The 18,466-nt window shown below is 72.1% G+C and carries 20 protein-coding genes and 1 pseudogene; 11 read left to right on the plus strand and 10 right to left on the minus strand.

The genetic code is table 11. The features are described 5' to 3' along the window. Position 1 precedes the first annotated feature (1 nt). A complete protein-coding gene (locus tag ACZ561_RS17970) occupies positions 2–1,198 on the plus strand; it encodes a serine hydrolase domain-containing protein (protein ID WP_470995697.1) in 1,197 nt (398 codons plus the stop codon). Between the two features lie 9 nt (positions 1,199–1,207). Here the strand turns inward: ACZ561_RS17970 and ACZ561_RS17975 are convergent, their stop codons facing one another. After that, positions 1,208–2,059, minus strand: a complete 852-nt coding sequence (locus ACZ561_RS17975; protein ID WP_470995700.1) for an alpha/beta fold hydrolase — start codon at positions 2,057–2,059, stop codon at positions 1,208–1,210. Positions 2,060–2,651: 592 nt separating this feature from the next. After that, on the minus strand, positions 2,652–3,344 hold the full coding sequence (locus tag ACZ561_RS17980; RefSeq protein WP_470995703.1) for a metal-dependent transcriptional regulator: 693 nt from the start codon (positions 3,342–3,344) through the stop codon (positions 2,652–2,654). A gap of 149 nt (positions 3,345–3,493) precedes the next feature. Here ACZ561_RS17980 and ACZ561_RS17985 point away from each other — a divergent pair, with 149 nt between their 5' ends. Continuing rightward, positions 3,494–4,261 carry an SIS domain-containing protein gene (locus ACZ561_RS17985; protein WP_470995706.1) on the plus strand — a complete coding sequence of 256 codons (768 nt, stop codon included), beginning with the start codon at positions 3,494–3,496 and terminating at the stop codon, positions 4,259–4,261. On the opposite strand, the gene ACZ561_RS17990 is transcribed toward ACZ561_RS17985, so the two are convergent. Then, positions 4,258–4,998: a DUF2470 domain-containing protein gene (locus tag ACZ561_RS17990; RefSeq protein ID WP_470995709.1), complete on the minus strand. Its 741-nt coding sequence runs from the start codon at positions 4,996–4,998 to the stop codon at positions 4,258–4,260. The two genes, ACZ561_RS17985 and ACZ561_RS17990, sit on opposite strands and share 4 nt — an antisense overlap. Before the next feature lie 253 nt (positions 4,999–5,251). Here ACZ561_RS17990 and ACZ561_RS17995 point away from each other — a divergent pair, with 253 nt between their 5' ends. Beyond that, positions 5,252–5,437 carry a DUF6333 family protein gene (locus ACZ561_RS17995; protein ID WP_470995712.1) on the plus strand — a complete coding sequence of 62 codons (186 nt, stop codon included), beginning with the start codon at positions 5,252–5,254 and terminating at the stop codon, positions 5,435–5,437. Continuing rightward, positions 5,410–5,634: pseudogene (locus ACZ561_RS18000) on the plus strand (DUF6333 family protein); the annotation flags it as partial. The gene ACZ561_RS17995 and the pseudogene ACZ561_RS18000, both read left to right, overlap by 28 nt. Positions 5,635–5,671: 37 nt before the next feature. Here ACZ561_RS18000 and ACZ561_RS18005 read toward each other — a convergent pair. After that, complete coding sequence (locus ACZ561_RS18005; RefSeq protein WP_470995715.1) at positions 5,672–6,178, minus strand: hypothetical protein; 507 nt, start codon at positions 6,176–6,178, stop codon at positions 5,672–5,674. Positions 6,179–6,567: 389 nt separating this feature from the next. On the opposite strand from ACZ561_RS18005, the gene ACZ561_RS18010 reads away from it, so the two are divergent. Next, on the plus strand, positions 6,568–6,831 hold the full coding sequence (locus tag ACZ561_RS18010) for a hypothetical protein (protein WP_470995718.1): 264 nt from the start codon (positions 6,568–6,570) through the stop codon (positions 6,829–6,831). Between the two features lie 14 nt (positions 6,832–6,845). On the opposite strand, the gene ACZ561_RS18015 is transcribed toward ACZ561_RS18010, so the two are convergent. Continuing rightward, the gene (locus ACZ561_RS18015; protein WP_470995721.1) at positions 6,846–8,051 is read right to left on the minus strand and encodes an ATP-binding protein; all 1,206 of its coding nucleotides are present in this window, start codon (positions 8,049–8,051) and stop codon (positions 6,846–6,848) included. Then, positions 8,048–8,707 (minus strand): response regulator transcription factor, encoded by a 660-nt coding sequence (locus tag ACZ561_RS18020; protein ID WP_470995724.1) that lies wholly within the window; start codon positions 8,705–8,707, stop codon positions 8,048–8,050. The genes ACZ561_RS18015 and ACZ561_RS18020 overlap by 4 nt, the downstream gene beginning before the upstream one ends. Before the next feature lie 89 nt (positions 8,708–8,796). On the opposite strand from ACZ561_RS18020, the gene ACZ561_RS18025 reads away from it, so the two are divergent. Genes ACZ561_RS18025 through ACZ561_RS18040 form a run of 4 tightly spaced genes read left to right on the plus strand, consistent with a single transcriptional unit; the run spans position 8,797 to position 12,393 of the window. Further along, positions 8,797–9,282, plus strand: coding sequence for a hypothetical protein (locus ACZ561_RS18025; protein WP_470995727.1), 486 nt, complete (start codon positions 8,797–8,799; stop codon positions 9,280–9,282). Further along, positions 9,279–10,340, plus strand: coding sequence for a peptidoglycan-binding protein (locus tag ACZ561_RS18030; protein WP_470995730.1), 1,062 nt, complete (start codon positions 9,279–9,281; stop codon positions 10,338–10,340). Before ACZ561_RS18025 ends, ACZ561_RS18030 begins: the two co-directional genes overlap by 4 nt. Further along, positions 10,337–11,188 carry an ABC transporter ATP-binding protein gene (locus ACZ561_RS18035; RefSeq protein WP_470995733.1) on the plus strand — a complete coding sequence of 284 codons (852 nt, stop codon included), beginning with the start codon at positions 10,337–10,339 and terminating at the stop codon, positions 11,186–11,188. The genes ACZ561_RS18030 and ACZ561_RS18035 overlap by 4 nt, the downstream gene beginning before the upstream one ends. After that, positions 11,188–12,393 (plus strand): ABC transporter permease, encoded by a 1,206-nt coding sequence (locus ACZ561_RS18040; protein ID WP_470995736.1) that lies wholly within the window; start codon positions 11,188–11,190, stop codon positions 12,391–12,393. Before ACZ561_RS18035 ends, ACZ561_RS18040 begins: the two co-directional genes overlap by 1 nt. A gap of 540 nt (positions 12,394–12,933) precedes the next feature. Here the strand turns inward: ACZ561_RS18040 and ACZ561_RS18045 are convergent. Continuing rightward, positions 12,934–14,271, minus strand: a complete 1,338-nt coding sequence (locus ACZ561_RS18045) for a PAS domain-containing protein (protein ID WP_470995739.1) — start codon at positions 14,269–14,271, stop codon at positions 12,934–12,936. Positions 14,272–14,398: 127 nt separating this feature from the next. Between ACZ561_RS18045 and ACZ561_RS18050 the strand changes: the two genes are divergently transcribed. Both ACZ561_RS18050 and ACZ561_RS18055 read left to right on the plus strand, forming a co-directional pair. Beyond that, complete coding sequence (locus ACZ561_RS18050; RefSeq protein WP_470995741.1) at positions 14,399–15,115, plus strand: DUF7674 family protein; 717 nt, start codon at positions 14,399–14,401, stop codon at positions 15,113–15,115. 258 nt (positions 15,116–15,373) lie between these two features. Next, on the plus strand, positions 15,374–15,787 hold the full coding sequence (locus ACZ561_RS18055) for an esterase/lipase family protein (RefSeq protein WP_470995743.1): 414 nt from the start codon (positions 15,374–15,376) through the stop codon (positions 15,785–15,787). A 70-nt stretch (positions 15,788–15,857) separates the two neighbouring features. On the opposite strand, the gene ACZ561_RS18060 is transcribed toward ACZ561_RS18055, so the two are convergent. The 3 genes from ACZ561_RS18060 to ACZ561_RS18070 are packed head-to-tail and all read right to left on the minus strand — an operon-like array spanning position 15,858 to position 18,455. Beyond that, the gene (locus ACZ561_RS18060; RefSeq protein ID WP_470995746.1) at positions 15,858–16,679 is read right to left on the minus strand and encodes an ABC transporter permease; all 822 of its coding nucleotides are present in this window, start codon (positions 16,677–16,679) and stop codon (positions 15,858–15,860) included. Then, positions 16,676–17,650, minus strand: coding sequence for an ABC transporter ATP-binding protein (locus ACZ561_RS18065; protein ID WP_470995749.1), 975 nt, complete (start codon positions 17,648–17,650; stop codon positions 16,676–16,678). Before ACZ561_RS18065 ends, ACZ561_RS18060 begins: the two co-directional genes overlap by 4 nt. A 1-nt stretch (position 17,651) precedes the next feature. Further along, on the minus strand, positions 17,652–18,455 hold the full coding sequence (locus ACZ561_RS18070; RefSeq protein WP_470995752.1) for an ABC transporter permease: 804 nt from the start codon (positions 18,453–18,455) through the stop codon (positions 17,652–17,654). Between the last annotated feature and the right edge of the window lie 11 nt (positions 18,456–18,466).

An 18,466-nucleotide genomic window follows, 5' to 3' on the forward strand; every position in this document is an offset into this window, starting at 1 on the left:
CATGCGACGTACCCCCGCCCGCCGACTGTTCGCCGCCGCGCTGCTCGTGGCGTCCGTACTGGCTCCGATGGCCACCACTCCCGCCACAGCCGTCCCCGCCACCGTCACCCACCACGGCGCGGAGGACTGCCCCTCCGACGGTCTCGGCCCCGAGCTGACCGCTCGCCTCGACAAGGCCATCGAGGACGTCCGCAAGCAGGCCGGCATCCCGGGCCTCGTCGCCGGGCTGTGGATGCCGGGGAAGGGCCGCTACGTCCGCGCGTTCGGTGTCGCCGACAAGGTCACGGGCGAGCCGATGAGCACCGGTGGCTTCGTGCGGATCGGCAGTGAGACCAAGACCTTCACGGTCACCGCGCTCCTGAAGCTCGTCGACGACCGCAAGGTCCGGCTGGACGACCCGATCTCCGACTACATCCGCGGCGTGCCCAACGGCCACAAGATCACGCTGCGCCACCTCGCCGAGATGCGCAGCGGCCTCTTCCCGTACACGTCCGACCCGGACTTCATCCAGGATCTGCTGAGCGACCCGCAGCGCTCGTTCACCCCGCACGAGGTGCTCGCCTACGGCTACCGGCACAAGAACACCTTCGCGCCGGGGGCGCAGTTCCAGTACTCCAACAGCAACCTCATCCTCCTCGGCCTGGTGGTCGAGAAGGTCAGCGGTCACCGCCTCGTCGACTTCATCGACAAGCGGGTGCTCCGCCCGGCCGACCTGCGGCACACGCTGCTGCCGGAGGGCTCGGAGTTCCCCGAGCCGCACCCCCGTGGGTACACCAACCAGACGCTGAGCGGTGAGGTCGCCGACTCCACGGACTGGAACCCCAGTTGGGCCTGGGCGGCGGGGGCGATGATCTCGGACCTGGAGGACCTGCGCCGCTGGGCGAAGATCGTCGCCACCGGGGAGCTGCTCAGCCCGGAGACCCAGGCCGAGCGGCTCAAGACGCTGCCGACGGGCCTCCCCGGCACCAGCTACGGCCTCGGCATCTTCAACGCCAGCGGCTGGATCGGGCACAACGGCTCCATCCCGGGCTACGAGACCGTGACCGTCTATCTGCCCTCGCAGAAGGCGACCTTGGTGCTCATGCTCAACACCGACATCACCTCGCAGGGCGAGGAGCCGAGCACGCTGGTCGCCCGCGCGATCACCGCGATCGTGACGCCGAAGAACGTGTACGACGGGGCGGTCCCGCCGCGCTGAGCCCCGGCGTCAGGACGTCAACACACCGTTGAGGAACGGCTCGATCGCCGTGCGCCAGGCTTCCGGCTGGTCGTAGTGGAGGAGATGACCGGCGTCGGGGATCTCCGCGTACGCCCCTCGAGGCAGGACGCGGACCATCTCCTGGGCCTCCGCGCGGCCCAACTCGCCGTCCAGGCCGCGGACGACGAGGGTCGGGCAGCGGACCTGGGCGAGCGAGTCCCAGTGGGCATCGTGGACCCAGGTCTCGCGGGAGGTCAGCATCTGGGCGGGGTCGAAGACCGGGTACCAGCCGTCGGGGCGCTCGGTCATCACCTCGGTGAAGAACTCGCCGCGAGCGGGGTTCGGCCGCTCGACCCAGGGGTCTTCGTCGCCGAACCACTTCCGTACGGCGTCGAGCGAGGTGAAGGGGACAGGCCAGCGGCGGAACCAGTCCTGCCACTCCCGCTGCGAGGCGGCCCCGAGGGCCGAGGCCCGCATGTCGCAGATGACCAGGGCGCGGACGAGGTCCGGGCGCTCGGCGGCGAGCTGCCAGGCGGTGAGGGCGCCCATGGAGTGGCCGATGAGGGTGACCGGCCCGAGGCCGAGCTGCTCGACGGCCGCTGCCGCGTCGGCGACGTACGCCTCGCGGGTGTAGGGGCCGGCGGCGGGCTTGTCGCTGCGGCCGTGTCCGCGCTGGTCGAGCGCGACGGCCCGGTGGCCCTCGGCGAGCCAGCGGGCGGTGGGCGCCCAGTGGGAGGCGCGCCCCATGAGGCCGTGCAGGAGTAAGACGCCGGACCCGGCCGTCTCCGCCCGCTCTTCCATGAACTCCCAGGCAGCCAGGCGTACGCCGTCGGCCCCGGTGACGTCGAGACGTCGCACCATGTTCCCTGGCACCCCCTCTTTCCATCGAGCGTGTCGAGCACCGCCAGACTATCGAACCCTTATTCGAAAATGCGGTTCTGCCACCTAACACCCCTCGTTCGAGTGACGGGGTTCAAGGATTGACGCGCGCCGCCGAGGGGAGATCTTCAGCGGGAGGCGGACCGCTCGGGGAAAACGGTCCGAGGGGAATGACCCTGGGAGCTCGGGGCTCCGGGTCAGCACAGGGGAGGACAGGCCCCGGCGCCCATGGGCGCCGGGGCCCTCTGTCTCTTCACGCACCGCCCCGGACGCCTTCGTCATCGCCACACCCCTCCCCGACCGTACGGCTCCCCCCAGCGTGGCACGCCGAGGGTGCGGGCGTGGTGATTCCGCCGTAAAACGGGCCCGGGAAGCAGGAGGGGGTGTTCCCGGGGCCCTGAGGAGGTGCTCGGCCGGCGCTTTCAGCCTCGGCCGGCGCTTTCAGCCTCGGCCGGCGCCCGGACTCGGCCCGGCGCTTCGGCCTCGGCCTACGCTGCGGAGTTCGGCCGACGCTCGACCTCGGCCGGCGCCCGGACTCGGCCGACGCCCGGACTCGGCCGACGCTCAACCGCGGCTAGCGCTTCGCCACGAAGACGTGCGCCGCCACATCGGCGGCCAGCTCGGCCGCCTCGCCGCTGCTGCCGACGAGAACACCGCCCGCCGACTCCGTCACGCTCACCACGGAACCGGGCTGCACGCCCGCGCGCCGCAGCGTGTACATCAGCTGGGCGTCCGTCTGGATCGGCTCGCCGATCCGGCGGACGATCACCGTCTTGCCCTCCTGGCCCGCGTCCAGATCGGCCAGCGAGACCATGGAGTCGTCCAGGAAGGCCTCCGCCTCGGCCTTCTCGCCCAGCTCCTCGAGACCCGGGATCGGGTTGCCGTACGGCGACTCCGTCGGGTGCCGCAGCAGCTCCAGAACGCGCCGCTCCACGGCCTCGCTCATCACGTGCTCCCAGCGACAGGCCTCGGCGTGGACCTGCTCCCACTCCAGGCCGATCACGTCGACGAGCAGGCACTCGGCGAGCCGGTGCTTGCGCATCACGCGCGTGGCGAGTCGACGGCCCTCGTCCGTCAGCTCCAGGTGCCTGTCACCCGCGACGGTCACCAGACCGTCGCGCTCCATACGGGCCACCGTCTGGCTCACCGTGGGGCCGCTCTGGTCGAGCCGCTCCGCGATCCGGGCGCGCATGGGGACCACACCTTCCTCCTCGAGCTCGAGGATGGTGCGGAGATACATCTCCGTTGTGTCGATCAGTCCGGACATACGTGCCCCTCGATGAGTCGTGCGCTGGCCCTGCCCCAATTCTGACGCATGCCACAGACAACCGTGCCGCGCCGGGGAAAGGCGGTATTGACAGAGCAATGGTCCAGACCGCACCGTGATCCGCGACACGACGACAAGGAGCTTCGGGAATGGGCGACAGCGCGCGCGAGTCCAAGCTGGCCGGACAGTTCTTCGACGCCGCGATCGGCCTGCTCCAGCAGGTCCGCGACGGGGACGCCGAGGAGATCGCCGCGGCCGGAACCGCGATCGCCGAGGCCGTCGCCGCCGGCGGCCGCCTCTTCGCCTTCGGCGCGGGACACTCCTCGCTCGCCGCCCAGGACGTCGTCTACCGGGCGGGTGGACTGGCGCTGATGAACCTGCTCGCCGTGCCCGGCGTGGTCGGCGTCGACGTCATGCCGGCGACACTCGGCTCGGCCCTGGAGCGCGTGGACGGTCTCGCGGGGGCGGTACTCGACTCCTCGCCCGCCAAGGCCGGCGACGTACTGATCATCATCTCGCTCTCCGGCCGCAACGCCCTGCCGGTCGAGATGGCGATGAACGCGCGCGCCCTGGGCCTGACGGTGATCGGTGTCACCTCGCTGGCGTACGCGACGGAGACGAAGTCCCGGCATGTCTCGGGAACGTATCTGAAGGACCACTGCGACATCGTCCTCGACTCGCACATCGCCATCGGCGACGCCGAGCTCACCCACGAGGCCATCGAGGCCCCCTTCGCGCCCGCCTCGACGGTGGTCACGAGCGCGCTGATGCAGGCCACGATGGCCGCGGCGACCGAGGAGCTGGTCCGCCTGGGCATCGAGCCGCCGCTGCTGCGCTCGGGGAACGTGGACGGCGGCCACGAGTGGAACGGCCGGGTGATGACGGAGTACCGCGACCGGATCTTCTTCCGGCACTAGGAGTCCGCCCCGTCCCGGCCCGCCCGCTTCCCGGAAGGCGCGGCCACGGCGCGGCGCAGGAGGAGTTCCACCTGTCGGCCGACCTCGTCCACGTCCTTCACCGGAGTCCTGAACACGATCCGGAGATCGGCGCTGCCGTGGGCGCACTCGCGTCGGAGGGTGATCCCGTGGCGGTCCAGCGCGAGGGGCGCGACGCGGACCGCTGCATGGGGGAGTTCCGGGTCGGCCAGCCGGGCCAGGCGGTCGACGACATCCCGATGGCCCTCCTCCAGGTGGGTGAGCATCGCGGCCTCGGCCACCGCCAGCACGTCCGGAGCGGCACGCCCCAGATCGTCCGGGCCGACGTGGTCGACGAGCGCGCCCCGCTGGATGCTCGCCTGCGCCAGATCGAGCCGGAGCACGAGTACGCCGGGTGAGGTCTGCAGGGGAGACGGCGTGAGCCGCCCCGCGAGAGTGACACGCGCCCTGACCCGGTCGCGGACCGCGATCGGGGCGATGTCCGTGAACTCCAGCAGCGCGGAGAGCACTCCGCGGGGAGCGCACGCGACCTCGGCCGCCAGCGGACTGTCCGCCGGGGCGTGCAGCGCCAGCCGGCCCGCGTCGTCCACGTCGTGCATCGCCACCAGGTCGTAGCTGTTGCCGTCCGTCGTCAGACTCAGGGAGCCGGCGGCGGCGATGACGGAGCGGATCCGCTCGGCGTCGGTCGGCCCGTTGCGGCGCGCCTTGGCGAAGGCCATCAGAACTCCTTAGGTTAGGCTTGCCTAACCTAGCAGCCCGCGGGGCGCCGGTGAACCCCCCTTTCGGACGAGAGCGGCCCCTCGCACGGGGCGGCCCCGCACGGTTCACGTCGGGTTCCCCTGGGGCCCAGGATGGATCGGCCGGGGTCGGCGCCCCCGTTGGTCGTTGACACCGACTGAGGCAGCCTGCGCTCCAACTCGCTCTGCATGGACGGAGGTTGAGTCGAGAGCTCGTGGCTTTACGGTGATGACCATGACGGAGAACAGCTTTGGGACGTGCCCGTCGCAGGCGCAGGTACGGGGATCGGGGAATCACACGATCACGGTCGTGCTGCCGCCGTTGACGGAACACTCGCCGGCATGGCCGCCCAATGACCCGGACCGGGCACGGGAGTTCGGGGCGGCGACCCCCGGGCCGTTCTGGACGCCTGCGGGGTGACGGCGCGGACGGCGACGGATGCCGATGTCACGTACGACCCGGACAATCCCGCCTCGACCTATTGGGGCGGGCTCGGGGAGCTGATCCTCGGACCCCGTCGCCCGTGGCGTCGGCGGAGGGTGAAGACGTCGGTGTTCCGCGTACGGCACACCCACGCCGCGACGGATCTGATGGAAGAGAACTGGATCCGCGGCTGAGCGGCGGGCCGGCCTGCGCCGCGAGCACGTGAGCGGATCAGGCCTGCGCCTGCGCCCGCTCCTGTGCCCGCCGGCGCTTCGCGTACGACCAGGTCACCGCGGTCATCAGGGCCGGAATGGCGAACAGCGGGGCGAAGACGAACCACCAGACGGTCTGCGCCGTACCGCTCGACATGTACGTCTGGCTCTCGACCGTGAACGCGACCACGAGCTGCCACAGCGCCACCAGGAGCAGGACGACCGAGGCGCTCCAGGACACCGCGGTGAGGATGCGGGGAGACAGGGGCCGCCACCGGTCGCTGACGAGCAGCAGCGGGAACAGCGCGGCCACCTCGGCAAGGACGGAGAGGCCGACGACGTACGCGATCCCCCACCCCGGGATGTCGAAGACCTCCCGCAACACCTGGTCGCTGTAGCCCACGTAGATCCCGGACGCCATGGCGATGCGCCACAGGCCGGACGGAAGGGCGCACAGCGCGACGGCGTGGGCGGCACGGCGGGCCCAGAGGGGGGCGGGGGCGGTGAGAGGTGCGGTCGTCGTCATGACGTCCATGCTGGTCGGGGAGCGACCGCCGCACTTCGTCCGCTACGGCGAACCGCCTCCGCCGCGCGGGGGAGACCACCAGAAGGGAGTGGATCTGGGCGGCGGTGTCATCTCCGACGGAGCCATCTACTTCGGCGAGCGGGACGTGGCCACCGAGTACTGGAGCCCGAACGGCGGCATCAACTACGCGAATGGCATGGTGCGGTACGACATGCACCCGGACTTCCTGGAGGAGTTCACCAGCTCCGAGTACATGAAGGTGTACGACACGAACGGGAAGGACGGAGCACCACGGATCGAGCGGGTGATTCCGGTGGACAAGCTGGACCGGTTCAACGAACTGGTCATGAAGAAGCCATGGATTCCGCACGGCGGTAGGGGGTGGCGCAATGGTCAAGGACCACGAGGAGTGCGACGTGGTGATTCTCGGGGTGGCGACGGTGGGCTCGCGGGTGAGGATCGAGGGCACGCAAGGCGAAGAGGGCTTCATCGACCAGGTCAAGCATCCCTCGTGGTGGTCGGAGGAGGCGCCGCCCCCGGCGGCGGGCGACCGGCTTCATGTGGTGGTTCTGGACTCGTCCAGGACCCCGCCGCGGCTGAGCGCGCTGGAGAAGGACATCGAGATCGGGCGCCGGCTCCGCGACGACGGCTGACCGCCGTCCGGGAGTCAGCCGTGCGCCGTGAACCGCACCCGTACCGTCAGACCTCCGCCCTCCCTGTTCGGGAACGCCTCCGTGGTGGCGTCGTGGGCCCGGGCGATCGAGTCGACGATCGAGAGACCCAGGCCCGCACCCTCGTCGGGGGCCTGGGTACGGGCCGTCAGCCGGCGGAAGGGCTCGAAGAGGAGCGGGACCGTGTCGGGCGGAACCTCGGGGCCGGTGTTCGTCACCTCGATGCCTTCCGGACCCGTACGGACGTCCACGCGGCCTTCGGGGACGTTGTGGCGGACGCCGTTCACCACCAGGTTGTGGACCAGCCGGTCCAGCAGCACCGCGTCTCCGTCGACCGTCAGCGGCCGGGCCCGTACCGTGACCGTCACCCCGCGCTCCGCCGCCTCGGCCGCCAGCGCGTCCACCGCCCCGCGGGCCACCTCGTGCACCGCCACCGGCCGCCGCTCCCGCAGCCCCTGGTCGGAGGCGGCGAGCAACAGCAGTCCCTCGATGATCCGTTCGCTGTCGTCGGCGACCTCGATCAGCTTCTCCCTGATCCGGGCGACCCGCTCCGGGGACGGCTCCCCCGCGAGCCCGATCTCCGCCGCCGCCCGCTGCACCGCGACCGGCGTACGCAGCTCGTGCGCCGCGTTCGCCGCGAACCGCTGCTGCGCGGAGACCAGCCGTTCCATCCGGCCGAGCATCCCGTCGAAGGTGTCGGCCAGCCGCTTCAGCTCGCCCGGCGGGCCCTCCAGCGCGATCCTCTCGTGCAGGTTCTCGCCCGACAGCCGACGCGCCGTCTCGGTGATCACGGCCACCGGCCGGAGCACCCGGCCCGCCATCCACCAGGCCAGTGCGACCGAGAGGACCGCGTACACGGCGAGGACGATCAGCGAGACCGTCAGGAGCCGCTCCAGGGCCGCGGACTCCGCCGCGTCGCTGACCGTCCGCGCCACCGTCAGCATTTCGGGAGAGACCTGGCCGGGCACCGTCGGAGCGGGGCTCGCCGGCACGGCGCTCGGGTAGCCCGACGGGAACGCCGTCGGCAGGTCCTCCAACCGCCGCGCCGGCACCGCGCCGGTGATCGCCACGCTGATCGAGGAGTACAGCCCTTCCTTCACCAGCAGATAGACCACGCCCGTCAGCAGCCCGCCCGCCAGCAGCAGGAGCCCGCCGTACAGGGCCGTCAGCCGGGACCGTTCCCCCGTCACCACCCGCCTCATGACGAGATCCGGTAGCCCGCGCCCGGCACCGTCTCCACCACCGGCGGCTCACCCAGCTTCGCCCGCAGCTTGCTCAGCGCCACCCGTACCGCGTTCGTGCGGTAGCTCGTGTGCTCCTCCCAGACCTGCTCGATCAGGTCCTCGCCGCTCACCACCGCCCCCTCGGCCCGCAGCAGCGCCTCCAGGACCGCGAACTCCTTCCGCGACAGATGCAGATGGCGCCCGTCCCTGCTGGCCTGGCGGCGGGCGGTGTCGAGGACGATCCCGGCGCGCTCCAGTACGGGAGGCAGCGCGGGCCGGGCGCGCCGGCCCAGCGCCAGGACCCGGGCGAGCAGCTCGTCGTACGCGAAGGGCTTGGTCAAATAGTCGTCGGCGCCGAGGCCGAGGCCCTCCACCCGGTCCCGTACCGTCCCCGCCGCCGTCAGCATCAGCACCCTCGTCATCAGCCGCTGCTCGACCACCCGCCGGCACACGGCGTCGCCGTGCATCCCGGGCAGGTCGCGGTCCAGGACGAGGACGTCGTACTCGCCCAGCTGCAGTTTCCGCAGCGCTTCGAGGCCGTCGGCCGCGACGTCCACGGCGATCGCGTCGCGGCGCAGCCCCTCGGCGATCATCTCGGCGAGAAACGCCTCGTCCTCCACCACCAGTACGCGCATGGCCCCTGTGTATCCGAAGGGGACCTTTCGCCGGTGTTAACCCATCCGCTGAGAGAAGCGAAACATCCCTTCGCGGCACGCTCCCGCCCATGACGACCTCACGGAAGACCAAGCTGGCCGCCGCGGCCTCGTTCGCCGCCCTCTCCCTCTTCACGGCCGCCTGCTCCGGCGGCGGGAGCGACGCCCCCGGGGCGAACGAGGAGGGCAAGAAGGCCGACCAGGCCTTCGAGCACCGCAAGTGCCTGCGCGAGCAGGGCCTCGACGTGCCCGAGCCCAAGCCGGGCGAGCAGGGCGTCGGGCTCACCATCGGCGGCGACGGCATGTCGAAGGAGAAGATGGAGAAGGCCTTCAAGGCGTGCCAGGGCAAGGGCGGCGGCGCCGGCCTCGGCAAGGAGCCGACGCAGGCCGACAAGGACAAGGCCCTGGCGTACGCGAAGTGCATGCGCGAGAACGGGTTCTCCATGCCCGATCCGAAGTTCGACGGCGGCGCGCAGGCCGCGATGCCGATACCGAAGGGCGCCGAGAAGCAGAAGTTCGACAAGGCGGCCAAGGCGTGCGAGGGCGTGGGCCGATGAGCAGGCGCAGGCTCGTGGTCGCCCTGGTGGCGATCGTCGCGGTCGCGGGCGGCGGAGCGGCCGTCACCGCGCTGACCGCCCCCGACAAGCCCGAGGTCGAGGCCGACTCCAAGGGGCTGCCGAAGGCCACCGCACCCGTCACCCGCGGCGACCTCAGCAACAGCTCCCAGCAGGACGGCACCCTCGGCCACCTCGGCGAACGGAAGATCAACGCGGGCCCGGCCGGGATCCTCACCTGGATCGCGGGCACCGGCTCCGTCGTCGAGCGCGACGAGCGGCTGTACGAGGTCGAGGGCCGCCCGGTCCGGCTGATGTACGGCGCCGAGCCCATGTACCGGACGCTCAAGACCGGCGACAAGGGCAAGGACGTCCACCAGCTGGAGCAGAACCTCGCCGCCCTCGGGTACACCGGCTTCGACGTCGACGAGGAGTACACGGCGAAGACGGCCGCAGCCGTCAAGCGCTGGCAGAAGTCCCACGAGCTGAAGCAGACCGGCACCGTCGGTCCGGACCAGATCGCCTTCGCGGGCAGCGCGGTACGGGTCAAGGAAGCGGGCGCCGCACCCGGCGACCGGGTCGCGCCGGGCGGTCCGGTGCTCACCGTGACCGGCTCCGAGCGCGTCGTGAGCTTCGAAATCCCGGTCTCCGACGCCACGTTGGCGAAGTCCGGCACCCGGGTGAAGGTTCTGCTGCCGGACGGTACGGAGCTGCCGGGGAAGGTGTCGTCGGTCGGGAAGACCGCGAAGGCCGGCGACGACCCGCAGGACCGGACCCCGAAGATCCCCGTCACCGTCTCCTTCGACGACCCGGAGAAGGTCAAGGGCGTCGACCAGTCCCCGGTCACCGTCGACCTCACCGGCGAGACACGCCAGGACGTCCTGTCCGTACCCGTCAACGCGCTGCTCGCTCTGCCCGGCGGCGGCTTCGGTGTCCAGGTCGTCGAGAACGGAACGGCCCGGGACGTGGAGGTCGAGCTCGGCATGTTCGGGCAGGGCCGGGTCGAGGTCAGCGGCGACGGGCTGCGCGAGGGCATGAAGGTCGGGGTGCCGTCCGCATGACCACGGTCGTACGACTCTCCGGAGTCACCAAGGAGTACGCGGGCGGCGTCCGGGCCCTCGACGGCGTCGATCTCACCGTCGTCGAGGGAGAGTTGCTCGGAATCGTCGGGCCGTCCGGTTCCGGCAAGTCGACGCTGCTGCACATCGTCGGCACCCTGGACCGGCCCAGCGCCGGAACGGTCGAGATCGCCGGCCACGACGTGGCCTCGCTGACGGACCGCAGACTGTCGGCGCTGCGGGCGCGCCGTATCGGCTTCGTCTTCCAGGCGTTCCATCTGGTGCCGGGTGTGGGCGCGTTGGAGAACGTGGCCGAGGGGCTGCTGTACTCCGGGCTGCCCCGGGCCCGGCGCCGGAGGATGGCCGCCGACGCGCTGGCCCGGGTGGGGCTCGCCGACCGGATGAAGCACCGGCCGCACGAGCTGTCCGGCGGACAGAAGCAGCGGGTCGCCATCGCCCGCGCGGTGGTCGGCGAACCGGCCCTGCTGCTGGCCGACGAGCCGACGGGCGCGCTGGACTCGGCGTCGGGCGAGGCGGTGATGGAGCTCCTGCACGACCTGAACGCGGAGGGCGCGACGATCGCGGTGATCACCCATGACGGCGAGATCGCGGGACGGCTGCCGCGACAGGTACGGGTACGGGACGGGCGTGTGGTGGGGGACACGGGGAGCGGGGGTGGGGGCGTTGCGCGTGGGCCCGGGGGTGCGGCGGGCGGCTTCGGCGGAGAGGTCGGGAGAGCGGCGCGTGGCTCCGGCGGAGAGGTCGGGGGTGAGGCGCGCTGCTCCGGGGGTGCGTGGGTGGGTGCGGACGCCGCATCACCCCCCTCCGGCGACGGAAAGGGCGCGGCCTGATGTCCCGTACGCGTACGAAGCTCTCGGCCGCCCGGCTCGGGCCACGTGACGTTCTCCATGTGGGATCCGCCGGGCTGCGGAGCCGGCCCGTACGGGTCGTGCTGTCCGCGCTGGGGATCGCCATCGGCATCGCCACGATGATCGCGGTCGTGGGCATCTCGGCCTCCAGCCAGGCCCAGTTGCTCCGGCAGCTGGACGCGCTCGGCACGAACATGCTGGTCGCGCGGCCGGGCGAGGGGATGTTCAGCGGGCAGGAGGTCAAGCTGCCCAAGGACGCGGTGGGGATGGTCGGCCGTATCGGCGGGGTCGAGGAGGCCGCAGGGACCGGCGACCTCAAGCGCTCGGTGCGCCGCTCCGAGAAGATCCCGGAGGCCGAGACGGGCGGGATCGCCGTGAAGGCGGCGACGGAGGGACTCCTCGACGTCCTGCGCGGCGGGATGGCGTCCGGTACGTGGCTGAACACCGCCAACGGCCGCTATCCGTCCGTGGTGTTGGGACATGTCGCGGCCGAACGGCTGGGCATCACCCGGCCGGGGCAGCAGGTGTGGATCGACGACCGGTACTTCACCGTCATCGGCATCCTCGACCCGCTGCCGCTCGCCCCCGAGATCGAGCGCTCGGCGCTGGTGGGCTGGGAGGGCGCGGGGCCGCTGCTGGGCTTCGACGGACATCCGACGACGGTGTACGAGCGGTCCACGGACGTGTCCGTACGGCAGGTCCAGCAGCTCCTCGCCGCGACGATCGACCCGCAGAACCCGCAGAACGTGTCGGTCGGCGATCCGTCGTCGGCGCTCAAGGCGAAGGCGGCGACGGAGGGCGCGTTCTCGACGCTGCTGCTCGGGCTGGGCGGGATCGCGCTGCTGGTGGGCGGGGTCGGCGTCGCCAACACCATGATCATCTCGGTGCTGGAGCGCCGCCACGAGATCGGCCTGCGACGGTCCTTGGGCGCGACGCGGGGGCAGATCAGGATCCAGTTCGTGACGGAGTCCCTGATGCTGTCCGGCCTCGGCGGCCTGGCGGGCGTGGCGCTGGGCGCGGCGGCGACGGGCGTGTACGCGTCCACGGGTGGGCTGCCATGGGTGGTGCCGCTGTGGGCGGTGGTCGGCGGCTTCGCGGCGACGCTGGCGATCGGGACGGTGGCGGGCCTGTACCCGGCGGTCCGCGCGTCCCGCCTGTCCCCGACGCTGGCCTTGGCGACGGCGTAGGCGGCGGCCGGGGCGTGGGCCTGGGCCATGGGGGCGGGGGCGTGGGCCACGGGGGCCGGCCTCGCCCCCGGCCCGTACCGCTTTGGGGGTGCCCCCGCACGCCTCGTCCGGCGCCCCACCCCCGTGTGGGCAATCGTCCCGCTGGGCTGGGGGTCCCCCCGGCCCCGCGGAACGCCTGCCCACAACCGGGTGGGGGTGAGGGTTGAGGGCGGGCACCGCGCTGCCGGACGGCTACCCACTACCCAGCGGGAGTCCGGGCGGGCACCGCGCCGCGGGACAGCTGCCCACAACCCGGCCGGAGTTGAGGGCGGGCACCGCGCTGCGGAACACCTGCCCACAACCCAGCGGGGTTGAGGGTGAGCGCCGCCCCGCGGGGTCGGCTGCCCCCAACCCAGCGGGAGTCCGGGCGGGCACCGCCCCGCTGAACACCCGCCCACAACCCGGCGGGAGTCCGGGCGGGCACCGCCCTGGCGGAGCGGGGGCGACAGTGGGGTGTTGCGGGAGACATACGGGCGCCTGCCCGTGACGAGCGGAGCCGTCCTACGAGGTCGGTGGCGTGGACGCCGTCGACAGGTCCAGGTACGACGCCACACGGACCGCCACCACCTCCGCGTACACCGCGTCCGGGCGTTCGAAGGAGGTGCGGGACGCGCCGCGGAGGAAGGTCACCGCGCCCACCGTCCGGCCGCGGCTGCGCAGCGGGAGGCACAGCGCGTGGACCGCGTCCCGCGGCCAGTGGCGTTCCGCCGCCCATTCCTCGGCGCCCTGCGGGCTCGCCGCCGGGGCCGACGCGCGTACCGGGCCCGTACGGGACACCGCCTGAAGGACCGGGTGGCCCGCCGGGTACCGCACCGGGATTCCGCCGCCCGCGACCGGGGCGACCGGGCCGGGCTCGCCGCCGGGCGTGGCCGCCACACGGACCAGCCGCCGCTCCCCCGCCGCCACGTCGACGAGCGCGTGGTCGGCGAACCCGGCCAGCGCGAAGTCCAGCAGGACCGTCGCCGCCTCCCTCGGATCCTCGCACTCGGCCGCCGCCATGCCCGCCCGGTGCAACTGGCTGTACCGGAACCGCAGTCGGCCCGCCTCCTGCTCCGCGAGCCGCTCCTCCGTGACGTCCTGGAACAGCCACCCCACCCCCAGCGGCACCGGCTCCTCCGCGAGCGGTGACGACAGCCGCACGAACCCGCTGCGCCAGCACCGCCGTCGCTCGCCCTCCGCGGTCCGCAGCGTCACCCACACCTCCGCCAGGGCCCGCGGCGCGCCCTCCGCCAGCACGTGCTGGAGCGCGCCCTCCAACTCCTCGACACCCTGCGCGATCAGCTCGCCGAGCGGCCGGCCGAGCAGCGTGGTGCGGCCCCCGCCCATCGCCCGGGCGGCGTACCCGTTGACGGTGGTGGGCCGCAGGTCCACGTCGACGAGGACGACGCCCCAGGACGCGTCCTCGAAGAGCGCCTCGCTCAGCGCGATCGAGCGCTCCAGGTCTATCTGCGCGTGCACCTCGCTGAACGCGCAGTACACCCCCGCGGGCTTCCCGTCCGCGCCGCGCACCCCGGCCGACTGCGTCCGTACGAGGACTCGCCCGCCGTCCTTCCGTACCAACGCCAACTCGTGCACCAGCCGGCCCGGCGCCTCCATCGCCGCCATCAGCCGCTCCAGCGCCTGGGCCGCGTCGGCCCGCCGCGCGGCCCACCCGTCGAACCCGCGCCGCCCGACGGCCTCCCCGGCGGACCAGCCGAGGATCCGCTCGGCCTCCCTGTTCCAGTGCGTGACGGTCCCGTCGGCGTCGAATGCGCAGAGCGCCGCGTCCATCCCGTCGAGCAGCGCGGCGAGCAGATCGTCACCCGGCACGGACGTGGTCTCACTCCTGGCAGCACTCATCCCGGCACCCCCTGCAGGACGGTGTACGCGCGTGCACCTGCACGCCCCCGATCATTCAACTTGAACGTGACGCAGGACACACCCGGTTCAATGAAATCGTTGCGTCCCGGAAACGAACATGGGGCGAGTGGGGAGCAACGACATCCTGGAGGGCCTGGCCCTCGACCCGGCGCTTCCCGCACCCCTGCCGCGTGAACGGACGTCCGGCAGGATGGACGTCATGGAGACCCTCGTGCAGCGGTGGAGCCGACGCGTAGGGGTGAAGGTCGCCGTCCGGGTGCGGGACGAGTTCGTATACGTCGACGACGTCGACCGCGGCGTTCCGCTGGTCCTGCTCCGGGAGACGGCGCATCCGGACTTCTGGAGCTTCGCGCTCGGTCGCGGAGGGCGGTACGTGGACGGCTGTCTGGCGTCCGGGGCCTGGACGGGCGCCGCCGAGGAGATTCTCGACCATGCGTGGACGTACCGCGTGACCGCGCCGCCCATGCCCGACCCGCTTTCCTACGCCGGTGTCGTGCCCGCGCTCGTCGAGGCCGTTCCCGAGCTGCGGGAGGATCTCGAGGTCCATCTCTTCAACGAGCACGAAATCCTTCAGCACGTCTTCCTCGACCTCGACGTGACACCTTTCGTGCTCGACGCCTGGGCCCGGGGGGACAGCGAGCTCGTGGGGCGGTGCCTGGCGTTCCTGGAGCGGGCGATGACCGCCGAGGATCCTGACACCCGCAGTCTCGTCGGCACGTCCTTCGTCGAGCCGGTCCACCCCTGGGATCCCGCCATGGCCGATTTCCTCGCGATCTGGCCGCCCGCACTGGCCCGGCAGGCCCGCCGCGAAATCGGAGAATAAATGGCTTGAGGCTTCGCGGAAGAGTTCCTAAGGTGTGGAGCACACGCGAAAGGAGGTGATCCGAGAACATGATTTCTTTTCGGATTCGTGAGGTGACTGCGGGCTAACGGCCTGCCGTCGCACTCTGTGCACCTCGGCAGGCCACCTGCCGAATCCCAAGCAGTCACCCGACCCGTGGGCCGCCGGTAAGTCCGGCCGGCTCTCGTCCGAACTCGAGCGGACGGGACCAAGGCCCACGGGTCGTCTGCGTTTTTCTCCGTGTCTGCGCTCGCCCGGCTCCAGGGCTCGGGTGCGCAGCGCGGGCAGTGCCTCGAAGCGGAGGCGGGCCGGGACCGAGTCCGCGCAGGGGGCCGCGGCGGCCGCCGACCCCGTGGGGCCGCGCCCCAGGGCGGCTTCTTCGCCTCCCTCGGGTACTCCCTGCTCCATCCGACGGCCGTCCCCACCGGCGCGGACGACTGGAGCTGCCGCCCGAGCGCCGCGCATCCGCGCCCGGTCGTCCTCGTCCACGGCACCTTCGAGAACCGGTACGTCAACTGGGCGGGCCTGGCGCCGAAGCTGAAGGCCGAGGGGTACTGCGTCTTCGCGCTCGATTACGGCGGGGGTTCGGGGCCGGTGGTGGGCACCGGTGACATCCCCACGTCGGCCGGGCGGCGGAGTTGGTCGACCAGGTGAGGGCCGCGACGGGCGCCGCCAGGGGGTGTCTTGCCAGGCGCCGCGAGCCCCGGCCTGATCGGCACGCCCCTCAGGCCAGCGAGAGCCTGCCCGTTCGCTGGGACCTGGCCTCCCCCACGCGCAGGATCACCGCGGCCGCGCCGAGCAGGAGGGCGCTGAGGGCGGTCAGGCCGAGGAGTGTCGGGGCGAGCTCCGTCAGGGTGCGGTGTTCGAGGAGGGCTCCGCGGACCGCGATCAGGCTGCCGGTGAGCGGGAAGACCGCGCCGACGATCTGGATCGCCGCGGGCAGGGCGAAGTGGGGGAGGCGGACGCCCGAGACGAACCAGAGGGGCTCGTCGAGGATCGTGTACAGGAACGCCGAGTCGCGGGAGAAGACCAGCAGGCTGTTGAGGAACGCTCCCCAGGCGACCGCCGGGATCAGCAGGGCGAGGAGGACGACGCCGTACATCCACCAGGCCGAGACCGACAGCGTGCCGAAGCCGGTGAGGGCGGCGACCGTGAAGCAGGTGAGCAGCCAGGCGTTCTGGAGCAGGGCTCCCGCGCCGTTGGCGAGCATGAGGGTGAGGCGGCCGGCCGGGGAGAGGAAGAGGAGTTCCAGGGTGCCGGTGGCGCGCTCGAAGGAGAGGTGCCAGGCGCTCTGGACGAGGGAGAAGAAGAAGGCGTACGCGAGGGTGCCGGTGGCCAGGAAGGCGAGGAGCCGGTCGGGGTCGGCGGCGAGCGGCCAGTTCGCGGCGGCCGGCGAGGCCGTGGCGACGGGGCGCAACGTGTAGTACGTGGTGGCGAGTTGGAGGACGGGCCAGACGAGCATCGAGAAGACGACGAGGGGCTGGCCGAAGAGGCGCCGGTGCTGTTTCAGGGCCTCCGCCGCGAAGACCCGGACGGCGTGGTTCATACGAGGGCCTCCTCGCCGGTCTCGGCGAGCGCCAGGATCGCGTCCTCCAGGCTGGCCTCGGCGATCTCGAGCCCGCCGATCGAGCCGCCCGCCTCGACGATCGCGGCGGTCAGCGGGCCGGCCATGTCGTCCGGGTGGCGCAGGGTGATCAACTCGGCTCCGGAGGGGAGGAGTTCGGAGCTCGCGCCGAGGCGTGCGGCCACCGCGGTCGTCGCTTCGCTCGGGTTGGTGACCGTCAGGCGGATCGTGCGGTGGCTGCCGGTGGCCGCCTTCAGTTCCGCCGGGCTGCCTTCCGCGAGGTGGCGGCCGGTGGAGATCACGTACACATGGCCGCAGAGTTCCTCGACCTCGGCGAGGTAGTGGGAGGTCAGCAGGACGCCCGTACCCTCCTCGGCGAGCCGGGCCACGACGCGGCGCAGGTCGCGGGCGATCGGGGCGTCCAGGCCGAGAGTGGGCTCGTCGAGCAGGAGGTAGGCGGGCCGGTTGATCAGCCCGCGGGCGATGGCGAGGCGCTGGGTCATGCCGCGCGAGTACCGCTCGACCATGGTGTCCGCGGCGTCGGACAGGCCGACCGTGCTGAGCAACTCGTCGATGCGGGTGCGCAGTTCGCGCTTCGGGACGTCGTAGAGCTGACCGAAGTACCAGAGGTTCTCCCGGCCGGTCATCCGGGTGTAGACCATGCGCTCGCCGCCCGCGATGAGGTTGATGCGGCGGCGTACGGCGCGGGCGTCGGCGACGGTGTCGAGCCCGTCGACCGTGACCGCACCGGAGCTCGGGCGCAGCAGGGTGGCGAGGATCTTGATGGTGGTGGTCTTGCCGGCGCCGTTGAGGCCGAGGAGTCCGGTGATCCGGCCGGGCGGGATGTCGAGGTCGAGGCCGTCGACGGCCTTCTTGAGGCTGCGGGGCCCGAAGATCCCCTTGTCGCGTACGGGGAAGTCCTTGCGCAGCGCGCGCACCTGAATGCCCGTCATGTCAGTACGTCCTTTCTACGGCGCGGGCCTCGGCCCGCGGCAGGTACGTCAGGCCCAGGAGCAGGTAGACGCCGCTGAGCAGCGCGCAGACGGCCAGCCTCGGCAGGAGGTCGGGCAGCGACTGCCCGCCGGTGGTCGCCGCGTGCAGAACGTCCGTCGCCGCGGTGGTGGGGAGCAGTTCGGCGAACCACTGGACGGGTTCGGGCAGGTAGGCGCGAGGGAAGGTGAAGCCGCCGACCAGGCCGAGGACGATGAAGACGGTGTTCTGGGAGATGTGCGCCTCGCCGGCGGCGATCATGAGGCCGCCGAGTCCGACGGAGAGCGCGAAGACGGCGCCGATCAGCGCGAGGCCGCCGAGGAGCAGGCCGGTCACGGAGGCCACCGGGACGGAGATGCCGAGCAGGGCGACGACGACGCCGAGGGTGAGGAACTCGACGAGGCTGCTGAGGACGGCGAAGGCGGTGAAGCCGGCGAGGTACGGGAGGCGGCCGGCGGGTGCGACGAGGAGGGCGCCGAGGGTGCCCTGCCGCTGCTCGGTGATGAGGGCCTTCGCGGACCAGAGGATGAGCCGGACGGTGAACTGGAAGGCGGTCGCGCCGACGACGATGTAGGCGAGGTAGGCGGTGGTGCCGCTGCCTTCGGTGAAGTCGTCGGCGACGGCTGCGCCACCGATGGCGTGGTAGCCGAAGTACGCGAGCGAGATGGCGAGCGCGGCCGGCAGGACCGTGCCGACGGCGTAGGTCCATGGATAGGCGCGGCGGGTCATCTGCCAGGTGCGCCAGGCGGTAGCCCGGGCTATGGGCATGCGGGCGTTCC

This window comes from Streptomyces sp. NPDC039609, assembly GCF_055596705.1.